This window comes from Allorhizobium sp. DMC15 (assembly GCF_056314065.1).
Map to the genome: position 1 here is coordinate 172,651 of NZ_JBQUZB010000001.1, position 26,994 is coordinate 199,644.

The window sequence follows — 26,994 nt, forward strand, 5'->3', positions numbered from 1 at the left end:
CAGGGACCTCAGCCCTTCTTCTTCGGTTTGTCCTGCGACGCGAGCTGCTGCCAGGAATTCTGCTGCGAGAGCATGCCGCGCAGATATTGCAGGTTCGCCGCCGCCTGCTGCGGATTGAGCTCCTGCGCCGCGATCTGTTCGGCCTCCTGGAACCGTCCCTGCAAGCCGATCACGAGCGCCAGGTTCTGCCGAACGCGGCTGTCGGCCCCCGGCTGCTGCGACGCCTGCCGGAGATAGCTTTCGGCCGTCTTCAGGTCGCCGGTCAGCACATAGGACATGCCGAGATTGGACAGCACGCTCGGGTCGTTCGGCTGGATCTGCAGCGCCATACGATAGCGCCCGCGCGCCTCGTCGGATCGGCCGAGCTGATCGAGCACGGCCCCCTCCGCCGAATAGAGCCGCCAGTCGGGCCTATCGGGCGTCTGCGCCCGATTGATCGTGCCCAGGGCCTTCTCCAGCTGCCCGGCCGCAGCCTGCGCCTTGCCGAGTGCCGCCAGCACCTCGCGATCGGTCGGGTTGGCGATCGCCACCTGCTGCATCACGGCGAGCGCCTGGGCATTGCGCCCCTGCATCATCAGCACATTGGCATAGGAAAGCCCGATATTGCGGTCCTTCGGGTTTCGGTCATAAGCCTGCCCCATGCCTTCGGCCGCGCGCGCCAGTTCCGGCTCGCTCATGCTGGCGACGGCCTTGTTCATCTTCGGGATCGAGCCCGTCGTCAGCCTGTCGCGGCTCGTCGAACATCCCGAGGTCGCAAGAACCGCCAGCACCAGGCCAGCCGTGGCCAGGATCTGCAGATGTTTGCGCTGTGTGGTGTGCCGGGTGAACATTGCGTTTCGCTCCGAATGTCGTGTCGTCGCCGGGCGGCGAAGCACGGCGCAATCTCCGCTCAAGCAATAATCTGTTAACCCTAACGGAGTGTTAATCGAGCCATCGCGATTCCCGTCCAGAAAGCCGCTGCCATGCCCCCGTTCCAGTACATTGAAAGACCCACTCCCTTCAGCACCAAGGGTGGCAAATCCTTGCCGGTCTTCGCGGTCACGCCCGCCCATGTCGAAACAGGCACGCTCGATCCGCTGGCCCTCGACTGGGCGAAAAAGGCGGGCTTCAAGGCGGAATCCGGTTCGCTCCTGCTCATTCCAACGGAGGACGGCCATCTCGGCGGCGCCCTCCTTGGCCTTGGCACCAACCCGTCCGAAACGCCCTTCCTGACCGGCAAGCTCGCCCGCCTCCTTCCGGCCGGCGAATGGCATATCGAAACCGCGCCGCTCACCGCCAACCGCCTCCTCCTCGGCTACGGCCTCGGCGCCTACAGCTTCGACCGTTACCGCTCGGAACGCATCACCGAACCGCGCCTCTTGATCCCGCAGGATGCCGACGCCGCCGATATCAAGCGGCAGATCGCCGGCGTCTATCTCGCCCGTGACCTGATCAATACGCCGGCCAACGACATGAGCCCGGCCGACATCGAAGACGCCGTCCGCCGCCTCGCCGCCCATTACAAGGCCGAGGTCACCACGATCGTCGGCGACGAACTGCTGGCGCAGAATTTTCCGCTCATCCATGCCGTCGGCCGGGCCTCCACCGTGGCCCCGCGCTTGATCGAAATGCGCTGGGGCAAGAAGGGCCATCCGAAGCTGACCCTCGTCGGCAAGGGCGTGAGTTTCGACACCGGCGGTCTCGACATCAAACCCTCCGCCTCCATGCTGCTGATGAAGAAGGACATGGGCGGTGCCGCCAATGTGCTCGGTCTCGCGCTGATGATCATGGACGCCAAGCTCAAGGTCGATCTCCATGTCGTCATCCCGGCGGTCGAAAACGCCATTGCCGGCAATGCCTTCCGCCCCGGCGACGTCTACAGGAGCCGCAAGGGCCTGACCGTCCAGATCGACAATACCGATGCCGAAGGCCGGCTGATCCTCGCCGACGCACTCTCCCACGCCGATGCCGATGCGCCCGACCTCCTGATCGACATGGCGACGCTTACCGGTGCTGCCCGCGTGGCCCTTGGCCCCGATCTGCCACCTTTCTTCACCGATGACGAAGACCTCGCCCATGACATCGCCGATGCCGCGCTTGAGGTCGACGATCCGCTGTGGCGCCTGCCGCTGCACAAGGGCTACGAGCGTATGCTGAAAGCCCAGATCGCCGATCTCACCAATGCGCCGGCCGGTGGCATGGCCGGCGCCATCACGGCGGCTCTCTTCCTCAAGCGTTTCGTTTCGCCCGGACGTGCCTGGGCCCATTTCGACATTTTCGGCTGGGCGCAAAGCGAACGTGCCCACGGTCCCGTCGGCGGCGAGGCACAGGCCATCCGGGCGCTCTACCGCCTGCTGCAGCGCCGCTGGGGCTGACCCCCTTGCACAATCGTTCCTTTGCCGGAATGATAGCGTCATAGGCCAGGGGCGGCAAATGCCCCGGCCATGACGCAGGATCCTCGATGGCCCTTGAACTGACGGCAACCCAGGCGCTCGGCCTCTGGCACGGGGTCACCCTCGAACAGGTGCAACACGACGGGCCCGATCTCACCATGCGCCAGCTGGCGATCCTGCTGGAGATCTACCTCGTGCCGCCCCCGCACACCGTGCGCGGGCTTGCCGCCACCCTGAAGGTCACCAAGCCGGTCATCACTCGCGCCCTGGATACACTGGGCGAGATGGCCCTGGTCGACCGAGTGAGAGACCCGCTCGACCGCCGCAGCGTCATCGTCAAGCGCACCGTCGGCGGTGCGCTTTTCCTTGAAAAATTCGGCGATCGCATCATCGCCAGGGGCCGCTCGCTCGGCTGACGGAGACTGTTCATGACCACCCTCGACCGCCGCCTCCACGCTTTCCGCCCCGATCTCGCCGATGCCGCCCTGCAGGGACAGGTCGAAGCGGCCCGCTTCGTCACACCCGAGCCGGCGCGCATCGCCTTGCCGGTCGTCGACCTGCACCCGACGTCCGACATGGCCGGTGGCATCGACACCCAGCTCCTGCTTGGCGAGGATATCCGCGTCTTCGAGCGGGCAGGGGGCATCGCCTGGGTTCAGGCCGTGGCAGACGGCTATGTCGGTTACCTTCCCGAAGCAGCACTCGGCGAACCCGAAGCGACCACCCACGTCGTCTGCGTCCCCCGCACCTTCATGTATCCCGGTCCGGATCTGCGTTTTCCCCGCCGCGATACGCTCTCCATGGGCAGCCGCGTCACTGTCGTCGGCGAGGCGGAAACCCGCGGCACCCGCTATGGCCTGCTTGCCGATGGCAGCGCCTTGATCCTGCGCCATCTCCGGTCACTCTCTGCGCCGCCGGCAGAGGATTTTGTCGCGGTCGCCGCGCTCTTCCTTGAAACCCCCTATCTCTGGGGCGGCAAGTCCGGTCTCGGCATTGATTGCTCCGGCCTCGTCCAGCTGTCCATGGCGATGGCGGGCCTCAAGGCACCCCGCGACAGCGATATGCAGGCGGCCGGGCTTGGCCGGCCTATCACGCGGGAAGAACTCCGCCGTGGCGATCTCGTCTTCTGGAAGGGCCACGCCGCGATCATGGAAGATGCGGAAATGATGATCCATGCCAACGGCCACACCATGACGGTGGCCCGCGAGACGCTTGCCGATGCGATCGAGCGTATCGGCTGGCTCTATGGCACCCCGACCGGTTACCGCCGCCCCGTCGCCGAAACGTGAATGTCGGCGTCTTGGGTCACCGGGGAAAGATGCTTATATCTGGCAGACCTTTGATGTCAGAAGCGAAGCCCGCGATGCCAATGCCTGTTTTCTTCCCGTCCGCCAGATTGCACCTGCTGGGGGTGGTCGCTTTGGCGGTCGTGCTGCAGTGTCTTGCCCTACCCCTCGGCGGAGCATCGCCGGTATTGGCAGCGGAGAATGGCATCTCCTGGAACAAGGCGGGGTCTGAAGCCTTCCATGACTTGCCCGGCGTGAAACCCCAGTCTCCCGATCCTTTGTCAGATGGTTATACCTGTGAAACGGCGACAGCCTCGCCGTCACTGGCTGGAAGAAGCCGAAGCCTTCGCGATTCGCTGCCCTACACGGTGTACCGCTGCGAGAAGGACGGGGTCATCTACCAGGGGACCCAGCCACCAATGCGCGGGCGCCTGTGGTATCCGGGTGTGAATCCGCGCAACATCGATTGAGAAAGCTGCGGAACAGCCGGTTGGCGACCGGAGACGCTCAATGGCGCAGGTTTTCAATGAAATCCTGAAATATCCTATTCTGGATTAAGTAGAATTCAATAAATAACCGGCAACTTCTGATCCACATGAAATAATAGGTGGATGTCCTCCTGAAGGAAAAGGATTGCCGTGATGGTTTCCTGGAATCTGCTCCGCCTTCTCGCGCATCGAGGGGGCAACTTTGCTATGCTTTCGGCGCTGCTGGCTCCCGCACTGCTCGTCTCGGCGGGTGGTGTACTTGACCTGGCCTCCGCCTATGTTGAACGCAGCGACATGCAGGCGCGCCTCGACGCTGCCATGCTGGCGGCGGCAGGCCAAACTGACGCTTCGGGCCGCGAAACCCAGGCGCGTCGCTTCCTCGGTCTCGATACAACCGGCACCCAGCTATCCGAAGGCGTCAGCTTCTCGATTAAGGCGAATTCCGACGGTTCGATAACCGGCAATTACCAGCGGACTGTCGCAAATCGCTTTCTTGGAATTGCGGGACTTCCGGTGTTCAAGGTCGGCGTCAGCACCACTGTGGTCGCCGGCGAGGCGGCCCCGGCCTCAGGCAGTGGCTGCATTTATGCACTCGGCAATATCAACCAGGCCGTGCTGATCAACTCCGGTGCCAACGTCAAGTCGAGCAAGTGCGAGGTCCATGTTCATTCGACCAGCAACCCTGCCTTCATCATGAATGCCGGCGCATCGGTCGACACCGCACGCTTCTGTGTGAAGGGTTCGAACTACATCAAGAATGGCGGCACGCTGACCAACCTGCAGACGTCCTGCGCTGCCGCAGCAGATCCTTATGCAGACAAGCTGCCGGAACCGGCCGTGCCGGCAAGCTGCACAACCTCCGGAACCATGGACGGGGCGACGATCACCCTGCAACCCGGGAAGCATTGCGCAACCACGTTCAACGGTTCCCCGACCATCACCTTCAAGCCGGGCCTGCACATCATCTCGGGCCGCATGATCATCAATTCCGGGGCAACGGTGAGGGCGGACGGGGTGACCTTCTACTTTCCCGACGTCAACAGCGAGATCCGCGCCAATGGCGGGTTGAGCTTCACGGCAACGGCGCCGACTTCCGGCACCTACAAGGGCATCCTGATGTATGAGAAGACCAGCGATGCCAGCAACAATCGCTATTCCCAGCAGTATGTCTTCAACGGTAGCAAGGGTGAAACGCTGGAAGGCATTATCCATCTGCCCAATCGCGACGTGACCTACAACTCCACCACCGAGCAAACCAGCAAGATCACCCTGGTCGTCAATTCGATCATCATGAATGCGTCAAACTGGAAGATCGAGCCCTATACGGGCGGGGCCGGGTCGTCAGCAGTTGCATCCGCCGGTCCACGCATCGCGCGCTGACGTCGCCTTCTGCGTCAGTCCCGACGTGCTCAGCCCTGGTCACCCAGCAGGCCGTCAAACACCTCGAGAAGCGCGTCGCTGATCGCCGCGCCCAGCTTGTGTCCCGCTTCGCGCAACTCGTCCTCGTCCATGTCGCGGGCAGCCAGCGCCAGCGCCGTACCTTCCTGCGAGACGATTTCCTTCGCCCTTTCGATCGCCCAGAGTGCGAATTCGCTGCGGGTCTCGATCGCCACCGTGTCTTCCATGAAAAGTCCTTTGCTGGGCTATCGGCCGCTGGCCGCACACAGGATGAATGGCGCCGCAGCACAGGCGGCAAGCCTTTCTGCAATCCGGAGAAAAAGGCAACAAAAAAGCCCGGCGAACCGGGCTTTTTGTGATGCTCTCAATCCAAGGCAAAGCCTTGTTCTGAAAGGAATTTGGTGCCCAGAAGAGGACTCGAACCTCCACACCCTTGCGAGTACCAGCACCTGAAGCTGGCGCGTCTACCAATTCCGCCATCTGGGCGACGAGGAGCCGTGTAAAGGGACTGCCCGGACCTGTCAACCGCCATTTTGAAGTTTTCATGTCACGGCGTGAAATCGTCGTCATGAGAGCAATCGTTCACCCTCGGCCGATCCCCTGTCCGCTCTCCCCTGTCGTCGAAAATCGAAATGACGGCGTCGTGAAAAAGCCGTGATCGGGACGCTGACTGCGCCTGTCGAAGCACCGGCCGGCAAAGGCGGTGCGGAAGAGTCGAGCAAGGATGTTGATATGAACACAAGGTTGCCCGTCTTGGCCCTGACGCTGATCGGCGCACAGATCCTTGGGCCGGTCGCCGAGGCAGCGATGCCAGGGCCGATTGCACCGATCGTGTCCGCAGGAACCCAGTCCGGCATGGCCGGGATCGAGAAGGTCGATCTCGTCTGCGATTTCTCCGGATGCTACGAGACCTGGGACCGCCCGCGTCCTCCGCGCTATCGTCCTCCGCCGCCGGATTACTATCCGCCCTCGGTCTATGACGAACCGGGATATCGCCCGCCGCCGGTGTACCGGCCGCCACCGGTCTATCGGCCCCGTCCGCGCCCACCGGTTTACGTCGAGCCGGGTTACCGTCCGCCGCGCAATGTCTGGGCGCGCCATGTGGAATGGTGCCTCAATCGCTACCGGTCCTATAACCCGCGGACGAACGAATTCCTTTCGTCCAGCGGCTACTACAAGACCTGCCGCTCGCCCTTCTATTGAGGGAAGCTTTGAGGGGAGGGGTGACGCCATGGCACGCCCCTCCGCCTCGGCTGTCTCGCCCCGCCTATCCGGCGGTGCAAAGGTCGGTCCCGGGCCGTTCGATCAGGTGTCGAGCCCCTCGTTCTTGCCGGACCGGTCCACATGGCCCAGATCCCGCTCCGGGTCGACCACGTCACGCACCCGCTGTTTGAGTTCCTTCGGGCCGGGAAAGCCGCCGTCGCGTTTGCGCTCCCAGATGAGCGCCTCGCCCAGGCGGATTTCGAAGATCCCGCCCGTCCCGGGGACGAGCGCAACTTCGCCGAGGTCGGTACCGAAGGTCTGCAGCAATTCCTGTGCAACCCAGGCGGAGCGGAGCAGCCAGTTGCACTGGGTGCAATAGGTGATCGAAATCCGGGCCTTGTCCATTTGCAGTCCTTCACCTCACAAATAAGTTAACTGGTTTATTCAAGTTTTGATCTCGCTTGCCTTGCCATGATCGACGGCGGGCGGCAATTGGCCGGCATCCATTGTCCGCACAGGAGCTCCTATGTCCACCCGTAACGAACGTCTCGTCATTCCTGCCCTCGCACCTCTTTATCGCTCGACCCATGACCTCGCCGAAACGCTGCTGCGCGTCGTTGCAGGTGGTTTCCTCGTCGTGCATGGCGCAGGCAAGATCGTCGATCCCTTCGGCGCGGTACAGATGGTTGAGGGGCTCGGCTTCTATCCCGGTGTCTTCTGGTCGCCGCTGCTCGCCGCCACCGAATTCTTCGGCGGCATTTTCCTGGCGATCGGTCTTCTCACCCGCCCAGCTGCCTTTGCAACGACGATCGTGCTGCTTGTCACGGTCTATTTCCACTGGGTCCAGATGGGGCAGGGCTTTTCCGGTGCGGAAAAGTCCCTTTTGTGGGCAGCGATGACCCTCTACTTTGTCATCCGGGGCGGCAATGCCCAGTCGGTCGATGCTCGGCTGCCGAAGACCCTCTGATCTCTCGCCTCTCCGATGACGTGAAGCGCCCGGCAAATGCCGTCGGGCGCCCTTGCGGCCAGCCCCGCGGCATGCTTTTTCTCCCGCATCAGCCAAAAACGCTTCCGAGTCTCCATGCGCGTCGCCATCGTCGAAAATTCGAAAATCACCCATTCCGGCCAGGTCGGCGTTGCGCTGGCTGAAGCCGGTGCCGAAACGATCACCATCCGCGCCTATGCCGGGGAGCCATTGCCGGAGCCCGATCAGTTTGACGCCCTCGTCGTTTTCGGCGGTGAGCAGAACGCCCGCGACGACGAGAAGCATCCCTACCTGCCGCATCTGGCTGCGCTGATGCGCCGGTTCGGTGAAAACGAGAAGTCGGTTCTCGGCATCTGCCTCGGCAGCCAGCTGCTCGCCCGCGCCTATGGCGCCGACAATCTGATCGGCACGGCCCCCGAATTCGGCTGGTGTCGCATCGGAAAGACCGCCGAGGCACAGGCCGATCCGGTCCTCTCGGCCGTGTCCGATGACTTCCTCTCGTTTCAGTGGCATGACGATACTTTCACCCTCCCGCCCGATGCGCTGCATCTGGCAGAGAACCGGAGCGCCCGGCATCAGGCCTTCCGCCTCGGCCGCGCATCCTACGGCTTCCAGTTCCATTTCGAAGCAAGCCGCGCGGTGGTGCGCGACTGGCTGACCCAGTTTCCGGATGCGATCGAACGCAAGGAGCCGGGCTGGGCCGCGCGCCATGATGCATTGGCGGAGCGAGATGGCATTGTGTCGGACGAAGCGGGTCTGGCGCTCGCCCGCGCCTGGGTGGCGACGATCCGCAGCTGAGGGCCGGACCATCGGTTGGTTGACCGAAATCAAGCCGCTCCGTCGAGCACACGGTTAGGAGAGAGGCATTGCCTTCGGAGTGTCCCCCGTGTCGTTGCCCGCCTTCACCCTCGCCGTTCTGCTTCTCCTTCTGACGCCCGGTCCGACCAATACGCTTCTGGCCGTTGCGGGTGCTTCGCGAGGTCTGAAGGCATCGCTTCCTTTGGTTTTCGCCGAACTGTCCGGGTATCTCGCCACGGTCTCCCTTCTGGTCTTTGTGGCCGCCCCATGGCTCGTCGGCCAGCCGATCGCAGCTCTTGCGGTCAAGCTCGCCTCCACCGTCTGGGTCCTGCTGCTGGCGGCCCGGCTCTGGACCAATCCCCCGACCGCCGCCGATCAGGGCGCGGTCAACGTTTTGGGCGTCTTCGCCACGACGGTTTTCAATCCGAAGGGAATGATCATTGGGCTTGCCCTGATCCCGCCGGCGGTAGCGGGTACACCCGGCGGACTTGCCGCTCCTCTTCCCTATTTCGGTCTGTTTTCCGGTCTGGTCGTGACCGTTGCCTGCTCTTGGCTCATGGTTGGCGCTGCGGTCTTGCGCCGGGTCGCTCGGAGCAATCCGCTCCTCTTGGGACGGATCGCCGCAAGTTTCCTCGTTCTCTTCGCCGCAAGTCTTGCCGGGCGGGCGATCGGCTTGATCTGAGGGGACGACCCCACACCCCTTGCGGGAGGCCGGAACCCATGCTTAATCGCTATTCAATCGGTTGAGTGACAGCCTTTCTTGGCGCGCTCATTGATGATCGAGACTTTTTATGGCTTCAGGGACCTCGGGGAGGGGGCAAATGAAAGCATGGTTTCAGCGCTTCTGCGCGCTCGGATTTTTTATTCTCTGCATGTTTTCCACCGGACCGGCGTCTGCAGCCTCCATCGGCGCCGACAAGGTCATCCGGGACTGGTATCATCTGATGCTCGAGCTGGTGCGCCATACGCCCACCTACTCGCCACCGGTCGCCAGTCGTGCCTTTGCCTATCTCGGCGTCACCGGCTACGAGGCGCTCGCTTCGGGCGATCGAAGCCTGACGAGCCTCGCCGGTCAGCTGAATGGCCTAACCCCCGTTCCCGCGCGTGCGGCAGGCGAAACCTACGACGAAGCCGTCGTTGTCAACGCCGCTCTCGGCTCTGCCGCCAAAGTCCTTTTCAGCAATACCGGCCCGACGGGACAGCGCGCCCTGAAACGCATGAGCGAAAAGATGGCCGCTGGCCTCAATGAGGGCCTGTCCTCCGAACTCGTGGCCCGCAGCCAGGCTTACGGCGAGAGCGTCACCGCCCATATCCTCGCCTGGTCTGAAGGCGATGGCGGCGCGAAGATCGAAAACATGGGCTTCCCGCTCGAATTCGCCCTGACCGAAGGCCCCGCCCACTGGGTGCCGACAAGCCTGATCAACCAGCAGCAATTGCCGCTCTTGCCGAATTGGGGCGAGAATCGGCCCTTCACCATGCCGGATGGCGGCACCTGCGGCCTGCCCGCCCCACCCGCCTATAGCGAAGAAAAGGGTTCGGCCTTTTATCAGGAGGCGTTGGAGGTCTACGACACCGTCAAGAACCTGACGCCCGAGCAGCGTGCCGTTGCCCGCTTCTGGTCGGACGACCCGATGCTGTCGCCGACGCCGCCCGGCCACTGGATTGTCATTGCCCTGAAGCAGCTCGACGAACGCAAGGCGAGCGCGGCCGATCATGCCGATCTGCTCGCACGGCTCGGCGTCACGCTGGCGGATGCCTTCATTGGCTGCTGGCATTCGAAATTCGAATACGATCTGCTGCGCCCGGTCACCTATATCAAGCGCGTGATCGACCCGAAGTGGGAGCCGATCCTGATCACGCCGCCCTTCCCGGAATATCCTTCCGGCCATTCCACCCAGTCGGGTGCCGCAGCGACCGTGCTCACCGCCTTCTTCGGCGAGAATTACGCCTTTACCGACAGCACGCACGAGAAGGACAAGCTGCCGAACCGGAGCTTCAAGAGCTTCTGGGATGCGGCAAACGAAGCGGGCATTTCGCGACTCTATGGCGGCATCCACTTCCGCGCCGCGATCGAGCGCGGCCTCGACCAGGGGCGCTGCATCGGCGAGAAGGCGGTGGCCCTGAGGACGCGCGGATGAAGCATCTTTCTCGCGTCTATCCGCGGGTCGGTGCCGCGACCGCCGTGGCGATTATCCTCGGCCTGCAGGCCGGCACCGCGCTGGCCAATGGCGGCCCGCTCGTCCCCCGCTTCGCCGATGAAACCGCAACCAGCGGCATCACCAGCACCTATCGCGGCGACTGGGAATTCATGGTCGGCGGCGGGGCCGGCAGCTTCGACTGCAATGCCGACGGCTTTCCCGATCTCGTGCTGGCCGGCGGCGAGGACAAGGCCAAGTTCTACCTCAACCGCAGCTCCCAGGGCGGGGCGCTGACATTCGAGGAAAAACCCTCCGGCCTCGAACTCGACAAGGTTGTTGGCGCCTATCCGCTCGATGTCGACGGCGATGGACTGCAAGACGTCATGCTCCTGCGCTCCGGCGAGAATGTCGTCATGCGGGGCTTGGGCGAATGCCGCTTCGAGCGCGCCAACGAGGCCTTCGGCTTCGACGGCGGCGACGCCTGGTCCACCGCCTTCTCCGCCACCTGGGAAAAGGGCAATGCCTGGCCGACGCTTGCCATCGGCAATTACATCGACCGCTTCGAGGACTTCGAACCCTGGGGCTCATGCACCGACAACTGGCTGCACCGGCCGGTCTCGGCAAACGAGCGCCGTTTTGCCCCGCCGCTACAGCTTAACCCCTCCTTCTGCCCGCTCTCGATCCTCTTCACCGACTGGAACCGGTCGGGCACGCCCTCGCTGCGCGTCTCCAACGACCGCGAATATTACAAGGGCGGCCAGGAGCAGATGTGGCATGTCGAGCCAGGTGAGCCGCCGCGGCTCTTCACCCAGGAGGAAGGCTGGAAATACCTGCGCATCTGGGGCATGGGCATCGCTTCCCATGACCTCGATTTTGACGGCTATCCGGAATATTTCCTGACGAGCATGGCCGACAACAAGCTGCAGAAGCTGGGCGAAATCCCCACCGACGGCAAGCCCAAGCCATCCTATGCCGACGTCGCCTTCGCCAAGGGCGCCACCGCCCACCGGCCCTATACCGGCGGCGAAATCCGTCCCTCCACGGCCTGGCACACGGATTTCGAGGACGTCAACAATGACGGCCGCGCCGATCTCTTCATCGCCAAGGGCAATGTCGCCAAGATGCCGGACTTTGCCGAAAAGGATCCGAACAACCTGCTGGTCCAGGGCGAAGACGGCAAGTTCACCGAAATGGGCGACAAGGCCGGCGTGGCGAGTTTGGCGACCGGCCGCGGCGGCGCGCTTTCCGATTTCAACCTCGACGGCAAGGTCGACCTCCTCGTCGTCAATCAGGGTTCGCCGGTCGAAATCTGGCGCAACACGACGGAAACGCCGGGCCATTTCCTGCAACTCGCGCTGCGCCAGGACGGCCCGAACCGCGATGCGATCGGCGCCTGGATCGAGGTGAAAACCGGCGACCATGTCCAGCGCCGCGAAGTGACAGTCGGCGGCGGCCATGCCAGCGGCAAGACCGGCTGGTGGCATTTCGGTCTGGGCGAACAGGCGGAGACGGAGATCCGGGTACTGTGGCCGAACGGCGAGGCGGGTGCGTGGGCCAAGGTCTCGACCGACGGCTTCTATGTGGTGGAACCGGGCAAGGCGCCGAGGGGATGGAAGCCGGGCGAGGAGATGTGAGGTAGATATCTCCCCCTTGGTGGGGGAGAAAGCGATTTCGATGAATTAGGCGAGCGCAAGCCGCCTAAACATCAGAAATCGCAAGTGAGGGGGTCCGTTCTCCGTGCCACCATCACCGATCCCCTCACCAACAAAATCTGAGGTTTAGCCCTGATCGGGCTAAGCCCTCGATTTTGTAACCTCTCCCACAAGGGGGAGAGGGAAAGACCAATTGTCAAAAACCCCAAGCGTCGCCCCCGGTCGGGATCTCTCCCTCCGGGTCGGGTCATGCTTGTCTCGGACGAGGCGCCAGAAGCAACCTGTCTAAGGAATTATGTGGCTCCTTCCGGCGCCTCGTTCGGCGTTTTGTCCCGCTGCATGCGTCTCTCTGGCAAGGCGGCGACGGGCGTCGTGACGATCCTTCGATCCGTCCGACGTTCGACCGGGCGTAGGGTCCGGCTGCCGCATCACCGTGAGATGACGCTTCAGCCTGGCCGGTGGCCCGGGAGGTTCCCGCCGGATGGTGCACCATTCCGACCGGGACCCTCGCCCGGGGGATGAGTCCCTGGTCATTTTCGACCTCGGTCCTCATCCCCGCCGTTTGTTTCGCCCCGCCGTCTGGGATCTTCGCGACGGCACAGGCGCCTTGTCTGTGTGCCTCTGAGGCACGTCCTTCCGATCGGGGTATCCGGCTCCGGGGCATCCGACCCCTTAACCTTCGTATCCAGCCCCACGTCCGGAGGGAGACCGTTGCAGCGGGCCGGGATCTTGGATCTGCGACAACCCTCTCTCCCGGCGCCGGCCCCGCCTCGCCTGACATCGCATCGTCAGGTGTATCCGAGGGCGGGACGGGGTTGAGTCTACGAGGGTGGAAATGGGCGGGGATGAAAAAATGTGTGTGGGTTTGATTTTGTTGAGAAATCGCTGCGGAGCGTCCCCCTTTTTCGGGAAATGGCGCGCTCTGGCGTGACCGTCTGACGTGGAAGGCTTGTGTTTGGATCCTCGGGTCAAGCCCGAGGATGACGGAGTGTGGAGAAAGCGCCTGGTATCCTCCGCTACTGTCTTCACCGCACAATGTCTGAGGAGGATACCCTTGTCTCCCCTAGAGGTCGTCATCCTCGGGCTTGACCCGAGGATCCAGACACAAGCGAGGGCCGCGGGCTCATCTCCCCCTTGCGGGTGAGACTTCTGAGCGGTGGCCGAAGGCCAGAAATCGATCCAGTGAATCGATTTCAGAGAGCGGAGGCCTAAGCACGACGCTGCGCGAAGGCTGTGAGAGGAATTGGCCCGTTCAGGGCCAAACCTCAGTTTTCGCCAGAGGGGGGCTCGGTGAGGGGAGTGCCATCGGAACCGTGCCCCTCTCCGGGAAAATCTGAAGTTTAGGCGGCTTACGCGCGCCTAAGCCTTCGATTTTCCGTCCTCCCCCGCATGGGGAATGTGGGCCGCTGTCGCCGAGTTCGTGGCCTTTGCCCCTCACCCTGCCCTTTCCTTGGCTGCGGGCAGAGGGGGCGCAAGCGGTGGCCATCGTGGCCTTCTCCCGCTCGCGGGGAGAAGGTGCCCGAACGGCGGATGAGGGGCTGATGTGATTGGGTTTGAGGGGCAAAGGTCGAAAGTACGGCCCCAATCTCCGCCCTTGGAGGGGAGACTGCGGCATCCCTCCGAAGCCTCTCCCACAAGGGGGAGGCATAATCGACGTTCACTCCGACTCGTCGACCGCAGCCTCGGCCACGCGCTTCTGGATCGATGCGATGCAGCTTTTGGCGCTCGATTTCGACTTGTAGGTTTCCGAACGCACCATGATCTCGCCATTGGCGGCGCGGAAGCGGACGAAGGTTTCGCCGTTTTTCGCCTGGTCGATCTCGAAGCGATAGCCGCTGCCGGTCTCGTCCTTGGTGAGATCGACGACGGGGGCGGCGGGTGCGTTCTTTTTCAGCGACTCGACGCAATTCTTTGCGCTCGCCTTCGAGGCGTAATTTTCCGACCAGACCATGACTTCGGCATTGTAGACGAACTGGACGCGGAACTCGCCCTTTTCGGTCTTCACGATCTTGAACTTGTGCATGTCCGTCTCTCCCCTTTGTTCTTCTTATTAGGGGAGGCTACTAAAATTCATTGAAATGTAAATATCCGACACGGTGGTCCGTCGGCTGGTATTTTGCACGAATGCCACGGTGGATCTTAACCACGCGCAAAGCGTGGTCTCTCGCTTCCCGCCGCCGTTAACGTCTCGCTCAAGATTGCCGTTCCAGTCTCGCCCGCAACACGTGAACGCAGGGGCGACGATGATGGCGAGGGCAGACCGCAAGCAAAAAGATACCGCGATGCGGCGCCAGATGCTCGCGAGCCTGTTGATGATGGTGCTCGCCCCGGCGTCGGCGCTGGCATTGACCCCGGCGCAGATCGACGCGGCGCTTGCCACACTGGACACACCCGAAATGCGGGCCTGCCCGGAGGCGAATGGTTCGAAGCTCGAACTGCCATACGAGGTCAGGGACATCAACGGCGACGCGGTGGACGAGATCATCGTCCATGTCCAGGCAAGTGGCGCGGCCAGCTGTTTCGGTCACGCGGGTTCCGAGATCAGTCTGCTGATCTCCGACGGCAAGGGCGGGTGGACCGATGCCTTCGGCTTCCCCGGCTCCGATCTTGCCTTCCATCCGCGCGCAGACAGCGAGTGGCCCGACATCGAGATCCTCGGCCCCGGCTTCTGCTTTCCCGTCTGGCGGTATCACCAGGGCGAATACGGCATCTGGCGAACCTGCGAGGAAGGCAAGCTGGTCTATGCCGAGGGCCTGCGCGACAATGCCGTGCCGAGCGGCGTGATGAAGGCATCTGCGCCGGTCGTCGCGGCCGTTTCTGCCCAAGGCCCGGCCGCGGTCCCGTCAGGCAACGGCATTGGCCGCCTGTCGAAGGTCGAAGTGATCGATATGGAAACGCTCGACGGCATTCCCTACGACCACAACGGCTCGATCGTCATCGTCGATGGAGCCAAGGGGATCATCGCCTACGAACGGCCGAAGAAGTCGATCGCGGGCACGGTAAAGCGTGGCACGGTGCTGTTCCACGGCAAGCCGTGGAGCATGGACAATCCTGATGGCGTGCTGATCGAGGGCATCGCCCACACCTTCAAGAAGGGTTGCCCGGCGACCGACTACGAGGTGCGCGGCCACTATCACATCACCTACGCCATGGCGCAGTTCACGCTGGCGGGCGCAGCCCCCGTGCGCTCCAAGACCAACTGCGACATCACCGGCCATTCGCTGACGAGCGGCAACGCGACGCTGACCTTCGACATCGCCTGGGACTGAGCGTCAAAAGCCTTGGAAGAGGAAGTCGGTGGCGGCGGTGATCTCGTCGGCGCGGGGCGAGAGGTCGGCGATGGAGGGGCCGATTTCAGCGAGCGGAGGAGCGGCGAGCCGATGGGTGGCCATGACATAGGTCTTGCCGTTGACCTCAAACCGGGGCGTAAGCCTCGCGATGACCCATGACACAGTGTCCACGGGTTGCAAGGGTGCGACGACACCCGTGGGCAGGTCCTGCAGAAAGTCGGACTGGAGGTCGATGACCAGTTGGTCTTCCGATTTCAGGCGATGGACCCGAAATCGCGCCATGATCAGAACTGCCGGTATTTGGCGAGCGGCAGGCCGTGCTTGGCGACATATTCATTGTCGGCCTTGATCGCATCGGCGTTCTCAATCTTCCAGCGCCGTTCTTTTTCCGTCTTGATGGCGCGGGCAATGCCTTGTTCGGCGGCACCCATGATGTCGAGGCCGAGGGATTCCGCCTCGGCGACGAGGGCTTCACTGACGGTCAGGTCATGGGCTTTGCGGGCTTCGATCGACATGGCGTGGCTCCAAGGCTGAGGCATTCTAGCGCGAAACGAACAAGGCGGGTAGAGCCGGCCCTTACAGAGCAAGCGTCTCAAGCGCCGACCTCGCAGGCATCATCCTTCAGTGCGGCCCCAGGCGATGTCTGTCGGCGCATAATGGCGCATCTCGGCAATCTCGCCGATGAAGGGCCGGATGGCAGCCAGGAAGGGTGGGAAATGGCGGCTTTTGCGAAAGCCCTGCAGATGGTCCTCTGTCGAAGTCCAGAGGATGCGGAGCGTCAGGCTCGATGGCTCCTCGACGCAATGCGACATCTCGTAGCCGAGGCATTGTGGGGCCGCCTCGAGGTGGGGCGTGGCCTGTCGATAGGCCTCCACAAGCTCGCCCGGTTGATGGGTCTTGAGTTCGTAGCGGATATATTCGACGATCATGCGCAGCGTCCTCCGGTTGTGGAATTGCATGCTGGCGAAAAACTGCGCGCACGCAAGGGCTTACCTGGAGGTTAGGGCTTGCCGCGAGGATAGGCTCAAGAAGGACATCCGGTGGACATGGACAAGATGCTTGACTGCCCGGTCATGGCGACGATCGAGGTGATCGGCGGCAAGTGGAAACCGAGGATCTTGTGGCGTCTGCGCGACGGGCCGGCCACCTTCGGCGACCTGCGTCGCTATGTCGGGGTATCCGAAAAGGTCCTGTCGGAAAATCTGGCCGCCCTGCAGCGCGACGGCATCGTGTCACGCCGGCCGCTGAAAGAGGGCGACATGGTCTATGTCGAATATGACTATACCGACTACGGCCGCTCGCTGGTGCCGGTACTCGATGCCATGGGCGGCTGGGGGCTGGGGCATGCGGGGCGGACGTCTGCGCGGGCGCAGCCTGACCTCGATGATGGTCGACGGGTAAGCTGAGACATCAAAACGAAAACGCCGGCTTTCGCCGGCGCTGACATCGTCTTTATTCGTCGCTCATCTTCAGCGCCGCGATGAACGCTTCCTGCGGGATCTCGACCTTGCCGAACTGGCGCATGCGCTTCTTGCCGGCCTTCTGCTTGTCGAGGAGCTTGCGCTTGCGGGACGCGTCGCCGCCGTAGCACTTGGCGGTCACGTCCTTGCGCAGCGCCGAGATGGTTTCGCGGGCGATCACGTTGCCGCCGATCGCAGCCTGGATCGGGATCTTGAACATGTGCTTGGGGATCAGGTCCTTGAGCTTCTCGCACATGTCGCGGCCGCGCTTTTCGGCTGCCATGCGGTGCACCATCATCGAGAGGGCATCGACCGGCTCGCCATTGACGAGGATCGACATTTTTACGAGGTTCCCCTCGCGATGGCCGTCGAGATGGTAGTCGAAGGAGGCGTAACCCTTGGAAATCGACTTCAGGCGGTCGTAGAAATCGAAGACCACTTCGTTGAGCGGCAGCTCATAGGTGATCATCGCGCGCTTGCCGACATAAGTGAGTTCTGTCTGGATGCCGCGCCGGTCCTGGCAGAGTTTCAGGATGCCGCCGAGATAGTCGTCTGGCGTCAAAATGGTGGCCTTGATCCACGGCTCGTGGATTTCGGAGATCTTGACCACGTCGGGCATGTCGGCCGGGTTGTGAAGTTCGCGCTCCGTGCCGTCGGTCATGAACAGCTTGTAGACAACGGACGGGGCGGTCGCGATCAGGTCGAGATCGAATTCGCGCTCGAGGCGTTCCTGGATGATTTCGAGATGGAGCAGGCCGAGGAAGCCGCAGCGGAAGCCGAAGCCGAGGGCGGCAGACGATTCCATTTCGAAGGAGAAGGAGGCGTCGTTGAGGCGCAGCTTGCCCATCGCGGCGCGCAGGTCTTCGAAGTCTGCGGCATCGACCGGGAAGAGACCGCAGAACACGACCGGCTGGGCCGGCTTGAAGCCCGGCAGCATCTTGGCGGTCGGGCGCTTGTCTTCAGTGATGGTATCGCCGACGCGGGTGTCGGCCACTTCCTTGATCGAGGCGGTGAAGAAGCCGATTTCGCCCGGGCCGAGGCTGTCGACCGAAACCATCTTCGGAGTCAGAACGCCGACGCGTTCAATCGCGTATTTCGCATCCGTGCCCATCATGCGGATGGTCTGGCCCTTGGTCAAAACGCCGTCGAGCACGCGCACGAGAACCATGACGCCGAGATAGGTGTCGTACCAGCTGTCGACGAGCAGCGCCTTGAGGGGAGCCTTCTCGCCGCCTTCGCTCTTCGGCGCCGGCAGCTTGTGCACGATGGCTTCGAGAACATCGGGAATGCCGAGGCCCGTCTTCGCCGAGATCAGAACGGCCTCGGAAGCATCGATGCCGATGACTTCCTCGATCTGTTCCTTGATGCGCTCGGGCTCGGCGGCCGGCAGGTCGACCTTGTTGAGGACGGTGACCAGCTCGTGATTGTTGTCGATCGCCTGATAGACGTTTGCGAGCGTCTGGGCTTCGACGCCCTGGGAGGCGTCGACGACGAGCAACGAGCCTTCGCAGGCGCTGAGCGAGCGCGAGACTTCATAGGCGAAGTCGACGTGTCCGGGCGTGTCGATCAGGTTCAGCACATAGGTTTCGCCGTCATTGGCCTTGTAGTGCAGGCGCACCGTCTGGGCCTTGATGGTGATGCCGCGTTCCTTCTCGATATCCATCGAGTCCAGCACCTGTTCGGACATCTCGCGCTCGGCAAGGCCCCCGGTCGTCTGGATCAGACGGTCGGCGAGGGTGGACTTGCCATGGTCGATATGGGCGACGATGGAAAAGTTGCGGATATGGCTCAGGGGCGTGCGATCGGTGCTCATGGTTCGCGCATATAGCAGCGAGGCCAGTTCTCGCAAAGCGGAAAGATCGGGATTTTCAGGCCTTCGCGGCGGTTTTGGCGCCGCAGGGGTGGCCGCTTCGTCACCAGGCTTGGTCGTTGCCATGGACGTTCCACTCGCCGATAGTCTGTCGGCGAAATTTTTTTGGAGGCTTTGTCGAATCCGCCCGGGGTGCCGCGTCTCTTGATCGGTGGCACCGATGGGCGGGGCCGCTGCGGCCCGAAGGAGGGGCGAGAACGATGCAATACCTGCTGCTGATCTATGAAAACGAGGAAATCTTCGGCGGTCCGGACAAGACCGGCCCGATCATGGCCGATCTCGGACCGCGCCATTTCGCCTTCAGCCACGAACTGGGCGAAAAGATGCGCGGGGGCGCCGGGCTGAAGGGCACGGAGGCAGCGACCACGGTGCGCACCACCGCCGGCAAGCAGACCATCCATGACGGTCCCTTCGCAGAGACGCGCGAACAGCTGGGCGGCTTTTATCTCGTGGAAGCCGAGGATCTGGATGCGGCGATCGCCATCGCCAGAAAGGTGCCGCTCGGCAAGGATGGCGCCATCGAGGTTCGGCCGGTTCTGCCCATGCCGCCCGGTCTGGCGGCGAAGCGCTGAGGGGCGATGCGGGACGGGCTTCTCGACGAGACCTTCCGGGCGGCGGGCGGGCGCATTCGTGCGGCCCTTGCCGCCCGTTACCGCGATCTCGACCTTGCGGAGGAGGCCTTTGCCGAAAGCTGCCTCAGGGCGGTGAAGGCCTGGGGGGACGAGGGAAAGGACCTGCCGCACGATCCGGCGGCCTGGCTTTACCGGGTGGCCGAACGCGCAGCGCTCGATATCTTGAGGCGCAGGCGGACGAGGGCGGCAAACAGTCCCGACGAGCCGGAACCCGAACCGACCGCCGAGGATCGGCTAACAAGCGACGACGCCGTCATTCCCGACGAGCGGCTGAAGCTCATCTTCGTCTGCTGCCATCCGGCGGTGGCCGCCGACAGCCGGGCGGCGCTGACGTTGAAACTGGTCTGCGGCCTGTCGACGGACGAGGTGGCGCGGGCCTTCCTGGTGTCGGAAACGACGCTGGCGCAGCGGCTTGTGCGCGCCAAGCGCAAGATTGCCGAAGCCGGCGTCAGTTTCGAGGTGCCGGGGCCGGAACACTGGGCCGAGCGGCTGGCGGCGGTATTGTCGACGCTGGAAGTCGCCTATGCCAAGGCGCATGAGGATGCGGCGGGCACCGGCCGGCATGCGGGTTATGCCCGGGAGATGCTGGAGGTGACGGCGCTCCTGACAGAGATGTTGCCACAGGAGGGCGAGGTGATGGCGCTCGCCGCCACGATCCGCTTCGCCGAGGCGCGTCGACCGGCGAGGACGGATCAAGACGGCGTGATGGTGCCGCTGGCGGAGCAGGACCCGGCGCTCTGGTCGAAGCCGCTGATCGATCAGGCCCGGCGTTACTGTGGGCGGGCGCTCGGTCTCTCGGGGCCGGGGCCGCGTATCCTGCAAATGATGATCCACGCGCTCTGGTGCGGGCGCAAGACGCTCGCCGACCCGCCGCCCTGGAAAGCGGTGCTGGCGGCTTATGACATCCTCGTCGAACTGCGCGACGACCCGGTGATCCGCATCAACAGGGCGGTGGCCCTGGCCGAGGTGATGGGGGTTGAGGAGGCGCTGACCGAACTCGAGGGACTGGATGCCGAAGCCTTGTCCGATTTCCTGCCATTCCATGCAGCGCGCGCAGATCTGCTGGGACGCCTCGGACACGTGCCCGAGGCAATCGATGCCTATGATCGCGCCCTGGCGTTGTCGCCGGGCGAGGCGGAGCGGCGGTTTCTGGAGCGGCGGCGGGATGCGTTGGGCTTGGGTTGCCAAGGCATGGAGCGCCGCTAAGCCCGGACGCCTAGCCCTCCTGCGGCCAGCGGCCTCCCGGCCAGTTTCGCGCCGTATGGATCACCCTCAGGATGACAACGCGCTCCGCGTCGGGTTGATCGTCGATGGCATAACAAAGGATCCACGGAAGCGGGGCGAGGGATTTTTCAAACGTGCCAGCGATGCGTCCGGGGCGCCCCGTCGGAATCTCACCCAGGCTAGTGCCTGCGGTCTCGATCAGATCGACGATCCGCTCTGCGACGTCGGGATCATCCTGTGCGATATGACGGAGTATATCGAGCGCGTCACGCGTGGCCTCGGCCGCCCACACGACCGGCCGAGTCATCCCCGCGCCGTCCGTTCACGGCGGACAGTGTCGATCACGGCGCGCATTTCGGCGATGACCTCGGCATGCGCGACCGTCTTGCCGGCTCGACCCTCGGCAAGACCCCTTTCGATTGACTGGCGCAAGGCAAGTTCCTGCGCGACAAACCTGGTGACGGCGTCTTCGGCGAGTTTCTGGCTGCTCTGGTCCACGTCGTATGCAAGCGCATCGAGCTGGTCCTTCACATCCTGACCTATCTCAATCGTCATGGTGGTGCGGGAAGACATTCATGCTGCTCCGCTTGTTGCTGGCCCAGCATAGCGCGCCTGCCTGCCCTTTGCCATAACGCGATGTTCGCCTCACACCCCGAACTGCTCCGGCCAGTCGCGGCGGGTGGCGACCTGGCCTTCGGTTCGGAGACGGCGGACCATGTCGAGGTCGATCTCGGTGATCAGCCAGTGGCTTTCCTCGACAGTGTCGCTATCGCTTTCCGCATAGATCCCCGATGGTGGCATGCCGTAGTCGGAGGGGACGTAGAGAGCGGCGCGGCCGCGGTTTTCGTCGAGCGCGGGGGACCAGAGCGCGGTGCCGGCGGTGGGTGACGAGAGGACGGCGATCTGGTTTTCGAGCGCCCGGGCCTGGGCGCCGATGCGCACCCGGTAGGCCCCGGCCAGCGTGTCGGTGCAGGAGGGCGCGAGGATCAGGTCGACGCCCTGGTTTGCGAGACGATTGGCCAGCATCGGGAATTCATTGTCGTAGCAGATCAGGATGCCGAGCTTGCCGAGCGGCGTGTCGAAGGCGGTGAGGCCATCCTTTCCGGCAGCAATGCCCCATTGCTCGCGCTCGAAGCGGGTCATGATGATCTTGTCCTGATGACCGATCAGCCCGTCATGACCGAACAGGAAGGCGCGGTTGCGGTACTGGCCGTCGGGGTCAAGAACCGGGGCAGAGCCGGGCTGGAAGACGATTGAATGGGTGCGGGCAAGCTCTTCGCAGAGTTCAACCCAGGCTGGGATGAGCGGCTGGATGCCGGCAATCGAGCCATGCAGGTCCGAGCGGGTTTGAGGATCGAGCTGGCCGGCGAGCACGAGGCCCGCATATTCCGGCAGGAGCACGAGCTTTGCGCCCCGCTCGACGGCCTGATGCACCAGGCCCGTCAGGTGGAGAACGTAATCCTCCCAGGACTCGATGAGGTCGATCTTGTATTGGCAGGCGGCGAGCGTCAGGGCTGTCATGCGGAGAGATCCCTAATCCAGAAGGAAAGCGGCTTCGGGCTCTCGACGGTCTCGTCGAGGTCGCGCCAGGTGAATGTGGTCCGAAGCGCGGGGTGATGGGTATAGCCACGCTTGGCCCAGAAGGCGTCGAGCGGCTGGTAATCGGCGGGCCGACGCGGATGGTCGGCGGGGCGTTCGACAGCGCAGAAGGTGGCGTAGCGCAGGCCGAGCCTCTTTGCTTGTGCCTCGCGGCCTTCGAAGAATTTCACGCCGATGCCCTGGCCGCGATACTGCGACAGAAGTACGCTTTCGCCGAAATAGAAGAACTGTTCGGGATCGAGCCCTGCTGCAAGGAAGGGGCGTTTGACCTCATCCGTCTCACCTGCCATCGGCGTTCCCGTGGCAACACCGACCACCCGGTCACCATCGCAGGCGATGACGAAGACGGAACCCTCGGACTTCGCATAAGTGGAAAGATAGGTCTGTTCGTAATCCGGATTTCCCTCATAGAGATAGGGAAAGGCGCGGAAGATAGTGGTTCTGAGCCGTGCGAGGTCGCCGAAAAAGGGCATGGCGTCGCTGCCGGAAAAGGATTGGATCGTGAGCGTCATAGAGTGTTTTCAGTCCGTTGCGGAGTGGTTATACCCATCCGAGACGACCTGAGAAAGCAATTCCACGACGAGGAGTGACCGATGACCGCCGCCGCCACCATCCGTGCCTATTACGACGCCTTCAATGCCGGCGATATGGACCGTTTCCTCTCGCTCCTCACCGATGACGTGGCGCACGACATCAACCAGGGTGCCCGCCAGACGGGGAAGGACGCCTTTGCAAAGTTCATGGATCACATGAACCGTTGCTACAAGGAAGAGCTCACCGACATGGTGATCATGGTCAACGAGGACGGCACGCGCGGTGCGGCCGAGTTTATCGTCAACGGCACCTATCTCGCGACCGACGAAGGTTTGCCGGAAGCCAATAGCCAGACCTATCGCCTGCCGGCCGGCGCCTTCTTCGAGATCCGCGACGGCAAGGTCGCCCGCATTTCCAACTATTACAGCCTGCCGGACTGGATCGCCCAAGTCGGCGGCTGAGCTTCGCTAGAAACGAAAAAAGGGCCGTCACGCGGATGCGGGACGGCCCTCTCTGTGTGCCGGCATCATGCCAGCCGTGATCGGTCAGTTAACCGACCAGTCGCGCTTCACGTCGTCGGAATTCTTCGACAGATGAACGTGCTGATCGACGTGGTCGACCCAGTCCAGCGGAATGTAGTGGTGCTGGCCGTCCATCGAATCGGTCTTGGTGAGCTTGATGCGGCTCTGGCCGTCCATATGGTCGACGGTGCCGACATGGGCGCCATCAAGGCCACGCACTTCCATGTGTTCACGGATCTGATCTGCAGAAATCATCGGGGTATCCTCCGGGCTTGGTTGCGATGACAGGGAAAGGCAGATGAGGCCCGATTTGTTCCTGACAGGATTGCCGCAGGGACCGCATTCCCGTGGGGAACCATTTGCCGAGGTCGAACATTCTCCCGCATCCGCATGCGAGATCCCTCGCACGGCAGCGAGACCCACATGCTTCCCAGAATTGCGATCATCGGCACCGGCCCGACTGGCCTCTACACTTTCAAACATCTGATCGGCTCCACTATTCCGCTTTCGATCACCTTGTTCGAAGCCTATGACGAACCGGGCAAGGGCACGCCCTACCATCCTGACGTCAACGACCCGGCGATGCTGTCGAACATCCCGAGCATCGAGCTGCCAGCCTTTGCCGAAACGCTGGTGGATTGGCTGCGTCGCCAGAGCGACGAAAGGTTGTTACAACTCGATATCAGACGTGACGCGATTGACGATCGGGAGTTTTATCCGCGTGTGGTGCTCGGCGACTATATGCAGGCGCAATTTGAACTCATGCGTCTGGCGGCGGCCGAAAACGGCCATGACGTAAGCGTTCTCGGACGCCACAAGGTCGTCGACATCGAACTGCAGACGGAGCAGATCCGCCTGAGCGTCGAAGGCCCCGATGGCCGCCAAGACGCAGTCTACGATCATGTCGTGATGGCAACCGGGCACAACTGGCCGGAGACAACCGAGATCAGGCCCGGCTATTTCGTTTCCCCATGGCCGGCGACAGCGCTGAAGACAGTGCGCAACGAACGCGTCGGCATTCTCGGCACCTCGCTCAGCAGCATCGATGCGCTGATGACGGTGGCAACGGCGCGGGGCATGTTCTATGCGGATGCGGCCGGCGACCTGCAATACCAGTCCGCCGAGGGCACTGATGCCTTTCACGCCACGATGATGTCCCGCAAGGGCGTGCTGCCCGAAGCGGACTTCTACTGCCCGCTGCCCTATGAGACGCCGAAAGTCTGCACGAAAGAGGCCGTCGATGCCCTGATCGCCACAGGTCGGCATGATCTTCTCGACGACGTCTTTGAACTGTTCCGCGGCGAGATCGTCGCCGCCGACCCGGATTATGCGGCCCGGATCGGCCTGTCGCAGTTGACGGTCGAAACCTTTGCGCCTGCCTATTATGCCGACCGGACCCATTCCGATCCCTTCGTCTGGGCGGCGCGGAATCTGGCGGAGGTGGAGGAGAACCGTGCCAAGCGTTACACGGTGCCCTGGCGTTATGCGATCCTCATCACGCATGAGATCGTCGCGCGTGTCATCCCGCATCTCAACGAGCACGACCTCAAGCGCTTCCATAAGCACTTCAAGACCATCTTCATTGATGACTATGCGACCGTGCCGCTCACCTCGATCCGGCGACTGCTGGCGCTGTCGCGGGCCGGCAAGCTCGATATCCTGAAACTCGGCGATGATTACCGGATCGAGACGGACGAGACCGGCGTCGAGCGCGGTGCACGCGTCATTGTCGGCGATGTCGAGTATCGTTTCGGCTCCTTCATCGATGCGACGGGTCAGGAAACGCTATCGGCGACCGACCTGCCGTTTCCGACGCTGGTTGCCCAGGGCGGGGTGCAGCAATCAGCGACACCGCGCGTGGGGGCACTGCATAGCCTGGACGGCGGGCCGGATGTTGTGCGCACCGGCGGTATCGATGTCGATGATTCCTATCGGCCGAAGATCGACGGACTGCTCAGCAATCGTCTTTACTGCGCGGCCATCGCCTTCCTGCTTCACAAGGAGCCCTTCGTTCAGGGCATTACCAGCGCCTGTGAGATCGGCGAGACGGTGGCCCGGGCCATCCTCGCGGATGTGACTCCGGCGAGGCAAGAGGCTCCGCTGTTTCAGATCCCGGCATAGACGGGATCGCCAACCGCGATCGTGACGGAAGCCTTCACCGTGGCATAGACGCCGAGATTGCGGGCGTTGTGGCGCATGATGCCGCGCAAGATTTCGGGCTGCTCGTCGAACTCGGGCTGTGCAATCATGGTCATGCCGCAGCGCCGCGTCGGCTCGGTGACGCTGACCAGCGTCGAGCCGATCGTGATCTCGTGGCCGATCCAGGTATTTTCGAGGAAGCTCCCGCCCTCGGTTGTTTCGATCAGGATCGAGGGCCTGAAGCGGCGATGATCGGGAAGAGGCACCACCGCCATGTCGGCGAGATGGCGAAGTGATGCCGACGTCACGAGATGCAGGGCCGCTGGCGCGTAGCGGTTGGAAACGATCGGAAACCGCATGTCGGCCCCATCGTCGAGCCCCCCATAGGCTCCGATCCCGACGGCAAAGCCGAAGTGGGCCTCGAGCCGTGCCGCAAGCCGGGAATCATCCAGCCAGAAGGCTGCGCCATCGGGAAAGCGCAGTTGCGGCAATTGGGCATCTTCGTCGCGCAGGGCCTGAAGAAAAAGGGCCGCCCGCCAGCGTGGCTCCCGTTCAGGAGAGGCGGCAAGTCCGTTTTCCGGATCAAACAGCGCAAAGCGGCGGTCGCCGGGGATCCCGCCCGGCGTCACTTGGATTTGCTGCAACGGTTGTCCCCTGACGGAACTCACGGGATAACGCCAAAGCTCCGCCACGCGCCCGATTGTCTTCATCTGATCCCTCTCGTCTGTTCCGGCAGCATAAGACAATCCGTGCTGAATGTGTTCCACCACCCCATGAACACTTGACTCCACGATGATATCCATGAATTCTACTATCATGGAATCAACGGTCCAGGATTTTGAGAAAACGGTGGGGGAGCGGATCAGGGCGCTGCGGGTTCGGCGTGGCCTGACGCTCGACCAGCTCGCGGAAGCCTCCGGTGTCAGCCGGGCGATGATCTCGCGCATCGAGCGGGCCGAGGCCAGCCCGACGGCAGCGCTTCTGGCACGGCTGTGTTCGGCGCTCGGCGTGTCGCTTTCGGTGTTTTTTGCCGATGAAGGTGTGGAAGCCGACCCGCTGATGCGCCGTGCCCGCCAGCCGGTCTGGCGCGATCCGGAAACCGGCTATTTGCGCCGCGCCGTATCGCCGCCGGGAACCGGCAGCGGCACCGATATCGTCGAGGTCGAGTTTCCGCCGCGCGCCCATGTGCGCTTCCCCGGCCGCCCGACCGGGCGCAGCCAGACCCAGCATGTCTGGGTATTCGAGGGCGTCATCGAGCTGACAGTGGGCGAGACGGTGCATCGGCTGGAAGCCGGCGACTGCCTCTACATGAATGTCGGCGACGTGCACGCCTATCACAACCCGACCGATGCACCCGCCCGTTATGCCGTGGTGATCGCCCTCGGCGCCTGATACCTCGCTCTTC

At 63.1% G+C, this 26,994-nt stretch carries 32 protein-coding genes and 1 tRNA gene; 18 read left to right on the forward strand and 15 right to left on the reverse strand.

Going from position 1 to position 26,994, the window contains the following annotated elements:
• Positions 1–8 precede the first annotated feature (8 nt).
• Positions 9–830 (reverse strand): tetratricopeptide repeat protein, encoded by an 822-nt coding sequence (locus tag ACT53S_RS00810; RefSeq protein WP_113376990.1) that lies wholly within the window; start codon positions 828–830, stop codon positions 9–11.
• A 132-nt stretch (positions 831–962) separates the two neighbouring features.
• Between ACT53S_RS00810 and ACT53S_RS00815 the strand changes: the two genes are divergently transcribed.
• The 5 genes from ACT53S_RS00815 (at position 963) to ACT53S_RS00835 (ending at position 5,526) form a co-directional block, all read left to right on the forward strand.
• A complete protein-coding gene (locus tag ACT53S_RS00815) occupies positions 963–2,354 on the forward strand; it encodes a M17 family metallopeptidase (RefSeq protein WP_142072497.1) in 1,392 nt (463 codons plus the stop codon).
• An 86-nt stretch (positions 2,355–2,440) separates the two neighbouring features.
• On the forward strand, positions 2,441–2,788 hold the full coding sequence (locus ACT53S_RS00820; protein ID WP_113376992.1) for a MarR family transcriptional regulator: 348 nt from the start codon (positions 2,441–2,443) through the stop codon (positions 2,786–2,788).
• Between the two features lie 12 nt (positions 2,789–2,800).
• Positions 2,801–3,661: a C40 family peptidase gene (locus tag ACT53S_RS00825; RefSeq protein WP_476065582.1), complete on the forward strand. Its 861-nt coding sequence runs from the start codon at positions 2,801–2,803 to the stop codon at positions 3,659–3,661.
• Between the two features lie 53 nt (positions 3,662–3,714).
• Positions 3,715–4,128, forward strand: coding sequence for a hypothetical protein (locus ACT53S_RS00830; RefSeq protein ID WP_142072501.1), 414 nt, complete (start codon positions 3,715–3,717; stop codon positions 4,126–4,128).
• 171 nt (positions 4,129–4,299) lie between these two features.
• Complete coding sequence (locus ACT53S_RS00835) at positions 4,300–5,526, forward strand: pilus assembly protein TadG-related protein (protein ID WP_476065583.1); 1,227 nt, start codon at positions 4,300–4,302, stop codon at positions 5,524–5,526.
• Between the two features lie 29 nt (positions 5,527–5,555).
• On the opposite strand, the gene ACT53S_RS00840 is transcribed toward ACT53S_RS00835, so the two are convergent.
• Both ACT53S_RS00840 and ACT53S_RS00845 read right to left on the reverse strand, forming a co-directional pair.
• Positions 5,556–5,771, reverse strand: coding sequence for a hypothetical protein (locus tag ACT53S_RS00840; RefSeq protein WP_113376996.1), 216 nt, complete (start codon positions 5,769–5,771; stop codon positions 5,556–5,558).
• Positions 5,772–5,943: 172 nt separating this feature from the next.
• Positions 5,944–6,030 (reverse strand) — tRNA-Leu (locus ACT53S_RS00845).
• 246 nt (positions 6,031–6,276) lie between these two features.
• On the opposite strand from ACT53S_RS00845, the gene ACT53S_RS00850 reads away from it, so the two are divergent.
• Positions 6,277–6,747, forward strand: a complete 471-nt coding sequence (locus ACT53S_RS00850) for a BA14K family protein (protein WP_476065584.1) — start codon at positions 6,277–6,279, stop codon at positions 6,745–6,747.
• Positions 6,748–6,849: 102 nt separating this feature from the next.
• On the opposite strand, the gene ACT53S_RS00855 is transcribed toward ACT53S_RS00850, so the two are convergent.
• Positions 6,850–7,152: an Rdx family protein gene (locus ACT53S_RS00855; protein WP_476065585.1), complete on the reverse strand. Its 303-nt coding sequence runs from the start codon at positions 7,150–7,152 to the stop codon at positions 6,850–6,852.
• Positions 7,153–7,273: 121 nt separating this feature from the next.
• Here ACT53S_RS00855 and ACT53S_RS00860 point away from each other — a divergent pair, with 121 nt between their 5' ends.
• The 5 genes from ACT53S_RS00860 (at position 7,274) to ACT53S_RS00880 (ending at position 12,302) form a co-directional block, all read left to right on the forward strand.
• Positions 7,274–7,714: a DoxX family protein gene (locus tag ACT53S_RS00860; RefSeq protein WP_113376998.1), complete on the forward strand. Its 441-nt coding sequence runs from the start codon at positions 7,274–7,276 to the stop codon at positions 7,712–7,714.
• A 114-nt stretch (positions 7,715–7,828) separates the two neighbouring features.
• Entirely contained in the window at positions 7,829–8,530 is a 702-nt protein-coding gene (locus ACT53S_RS00865; RefSeq protein ID WP_113377281.1) for a type 1 glutamine amidotransferase, read from the forward strand.
• Positions 8,531–8,618: 88 nt separating this feature from the next.
• A complete protein-coding gene (locus ACT53S_RS00870; RefSeq protein WP_476065586.1) occupies positions 8,619–9,212 on the forward strand; it encodes a LysE family translocator in 594 nt (197 codons plus the stop codon).
• A gap of 139 nt (positions 9,213–9,351) precedes the next feature.
• Positions 9,352–10,668, forward strand: a complete 1,317-nt coding sequence (locus ACT53S_RS00875) for a vanadium-dependent haloperoxidase (RefSeq protein WP_476065587.1) — start codon at positions 9,352–9,354, stop codon at positions 10,666–10,668.
• A complete protein-coding gene (locus ACT53S_RS00880) occupies positions 10,665–12,302 on the forward strand; it encodes a CRTAC1 family protein (protein ID WP_476065588.1) in 1,638 nt (545 codons plus the stop codon). Before ACT53S_RS00875 ends, ACT53S_RS00880 begins: the two co-directional genes overlap by 4 nt.
• Before the next feature lie 1,675 nt (positions 12,303–13,977).
• On the opposite strand, the gene ACT53S_RS00885 is transcribed toward ACT53S_RS00880, so the two are convergent.
• Entirely contained in the window at positions 13,978–14,343 is a 366-nt protein-coding gene (locus ACT53S_RS00885; RefSeq protein ID WP_476065589.1) for a YegP family protein, read from the reverse strand.
• Between the two features lie 259 nt (positions 14,344–14,602).
• Here ACT53S_RS00885 and ACT53S_RS00890 point away from each other — a divergent pair, with 259 nt between their 5' ends.
• A complete protein-coding gene (locus tag ACT53S_RS00890) occupies positions 14,603–15,589 on the forward strand; it encodes a hypothetical protein (protein ID WP_476065590.1) in 987 nt (328 codons plus the stop codon).
• A 3-nt stretch (positions 15,590–15,592) separates the two neighbouring features.
• On the opposite strand, the gene ACT53S_RS00895 is transcribed toward ACT53S_RS00890, so the two are convergent.
• From ACT53S_RS00895 to ACT53S_RS00905, 3 genes are all read right to left on the reverse strand, one after another.
• Positions 15,593–15,892 (reverse strand): CcdB family protein, encoded by a 300-nt coding sequence (locus tag ACT53S_RS00895; RefSeq protein WP_476065591.1) that lies wholly within the window; start codon positions 15,890–15,892, stop codon positions 15,593–15,595.
• A 2-nt stretch (positions 15,893–15,894) separates the two neighbouring features.
• Positions 15,895–16,125 (reverse strand): type II toxin-antitoxin system CcdA family antitoxin, encoded by a 231-nt coding sequence (locus tag ACT53S_RS00900; protein ID WP_476065592.1) that lies wholly within the window; start codon positions 16,123–16,125, stop codon positions 15,895–15,897.
• A 99-nt stretch (positions 16,126–16,224) separates the two neighbouring features.
• A complete protein-coding gene (locus ACT53S_RS00905) occupies positions 16,225–16,539 on the reverse strand; it encodes an antibiotic biosynthesis monooxygenase family protein (protein ID WP_113379645.1) in 315 nt (104 codons plus the stop codon).
• 117 nt (positions 16,540–16,656) lie between these two features.
• Between ACT53S_RS00905 and ACT53S_RS00910 the strand changes: the two genes are divergently transcribed.
• Positions 16,657–17,016, forward strand: a complete 360-nt coding sequence (locus ACT53S_RS00910; RefSeq protein ID WP_476065593.1) for a winged helix-turn-helix transcriptional regulator — start codon at positions 16,657–16,659, stop codon at positions 17,014–17,016.
• 46 nt (positions 17,017–17,062) lie between these two features.
• On the opposite strand, the gene lepA is transcribed toward ACT53S_RS00910, so the two are convergent.
• Positions 17,063–18,883 (reverse strand): translation elongation factor 4, encoded by a 1,821-nt coding sequence (gene lepA, locus ACT53S_RS00915; protein WP_113379647.1) that lies wholly within the window; start codon positions 18,881–18,883, stop codon positions 17,063–17,065.
• A 257-nt stretch (positions 18,884–19,140) separates the two neighbouring features.
• On the opposite strand from lepA, the gene ACT53S_RS00920 reads away from it, so the two are divergent.
• Positions 19,141–19,512, forward strand: coding sequence for a YciI family protein (locus ACT53S_RS00920; protein WP_113379648.1), 372 nt, complete (start codon positions 19,141–19,143; stop codon positions 19,510–19,512).
• 6 nt (positions 19,513–19,518) lie between these two features.
• A complete protein-coding gene (locus ACT53S_RS00925; RefSeq protein WP_476065594.1) occupies positions 19,519–20,778 on the forward strand; it encodes an RNA polymerase sigma factor in 1,260 nt (419 codons plus the stop codon).
• 10 nt (positions 20,779–20,788) lie between these two features.
• On the opposite strand, the gene ACT53S_RS00930 is transcribed toward ACT53S_RS00925, so the two are convergent.
• The 4 genes from ACT53S_RS00930 to ACT53S_RS00945 all read right to left on the reverse strand — a co-directional run bounded on the left by ACT53S_RS00930 (position 20,789) and on the right by ACT53S_RS00945 (position 22,907).
• On the reverse strand, positions 20,789–21,103 hold the full coding sequence (locus ACT53S_RS00930; RefSeq protein WP_476065595.1) for a type II toxin-antitoxin system RelE/ParE family toxin: 315 nt from the start codon (positions 21,101–21,103) through the stop codon (positions 20,789–20,791).
• Entirely contained in the window at positions 21,100–21,369 is a 270-nt protein-coding gene (locus ACT53S_RS00935; RefSeq protein ID WP_113456161.1) for a CopG family transcriptional regulator, read from the reverse strand. The genes ACT53S_RS00930 and ACT53S_RS00935 overlap by 4 nt, the downstream gene beginning before the upstream one ends.
• A gap of 72 nt (positions 21,370–21,441) precedes the next feature.
• A complete protein-coding gene (locus ACT53S_RS00940) occupies positions 21,442–22,317 on the reverse strand; it encodes a carbon-nitrogen hydrolase family protein (RefSeq protein WP_476065596.1) in 876 nt (291 codons plus the stop codon).
• Complete coding sequence (locus ACT53S_RS00945) at positions 22,314–22,907, reverse strand: GNAT family N-acetyltransferase (protein WP_476065597.1); 594 nt, start codon at positions 22,905–22,907, stop codon at positions 22,314–22,316. Before ACT53S_RS00945 ends, ACT53S_RS00940 begins: the two co-directional genes overlap by 4 nt.
• A gap of 81 nt (positions 22,908–22,988) precedes the next feature.
• Between ACT53S_RS00945 and ACT53S_RS00950 the strand changes: the two genes are divergently transcribed.
• Complete coding sequence (locus ACT53S_RS00950) at positions 22,989–23,390, forward strand: ketosteroid isomerase-related protein (RefSeq protein ID WP_476065598.1); 402 nt, start codon at positions 22,989–22,991, stop codon at positions 23,388–23,390.
• Between the two features lie 84 nt (positions 23,391–23,474).
• On the opposite strand, the gene ACT53S_RS00955 is transcribed toward ACT53S_RS00950, so the two are convergent.
• The gene (locus ACT53S_RS00955) at positions 23,475–23,705 is read right to left on the reverse strand and encodes a DUF2171 domain-containing protein (RefSeq protein ID WP_113379657.1); all 231 of its coding nucleotides are present in this window, start codon (positions 23,703–23,705) and stop codon (positions 23,475–23,477) included.
• 168 nt (positions 23,706–23,873) lie between these two features.
• On the opposite strand from ACT53S_RS00955, the gene ACT53S_RS00960 reads away from it, so the two are divergent.
• On the forward strand, positions 23,874–25,571 hold the full coding sequence (locus ACT53S_RS00960; RefSeq protein WP_476065599.1) for an FAD/NAD(P)-binding protein: 1,698 nt from the start codon (positions 23,874–23,876) through the stop codon (positions 25,569–25,571).
• On the opposite strand, the gene ACT53S_RS00965 is transcribed toward ACT53S_RS00960, so the two are convergent.
• The gene (locus ACT53S_RS00965) at positions 25,556–26,407 is read right to left on the reverse strand and encodes an MOSC domain-containing protein (protein WP_476065600.1); all 852 of its coding nucleotides are present in this window, start codon (positions 26,405–26,407) and stop codon (positions 25,556–25,558) included. The two genes, ACT53S_RS00960 and ACT53S_RS00965, sit on opposite strands and share 16 nt — an antisense overlap.
• Here ACT53S_RS00965 and ACT53S_RS00970 point away from each other — a divergent pair.
• The gene (locus tag ACT53S_RS00970) at positions 26,391–26,981 is read left to right on the forward strand and encodes a helix-turn-helix domain-containing protein (protein WP_476065601.1); all 591 of its coding nucleotides are present in this window, start codon (positions 26,391–26,393) and stop codon (positions 26,979–26,981) included. The two genes, ACT53S_RS00965 and ACT53S_RS00970, sit on opposite strands and share 17 nt — an antisense overlap.
• Positions 26,982–26,994: the final 13 nt, after the last annotated feature.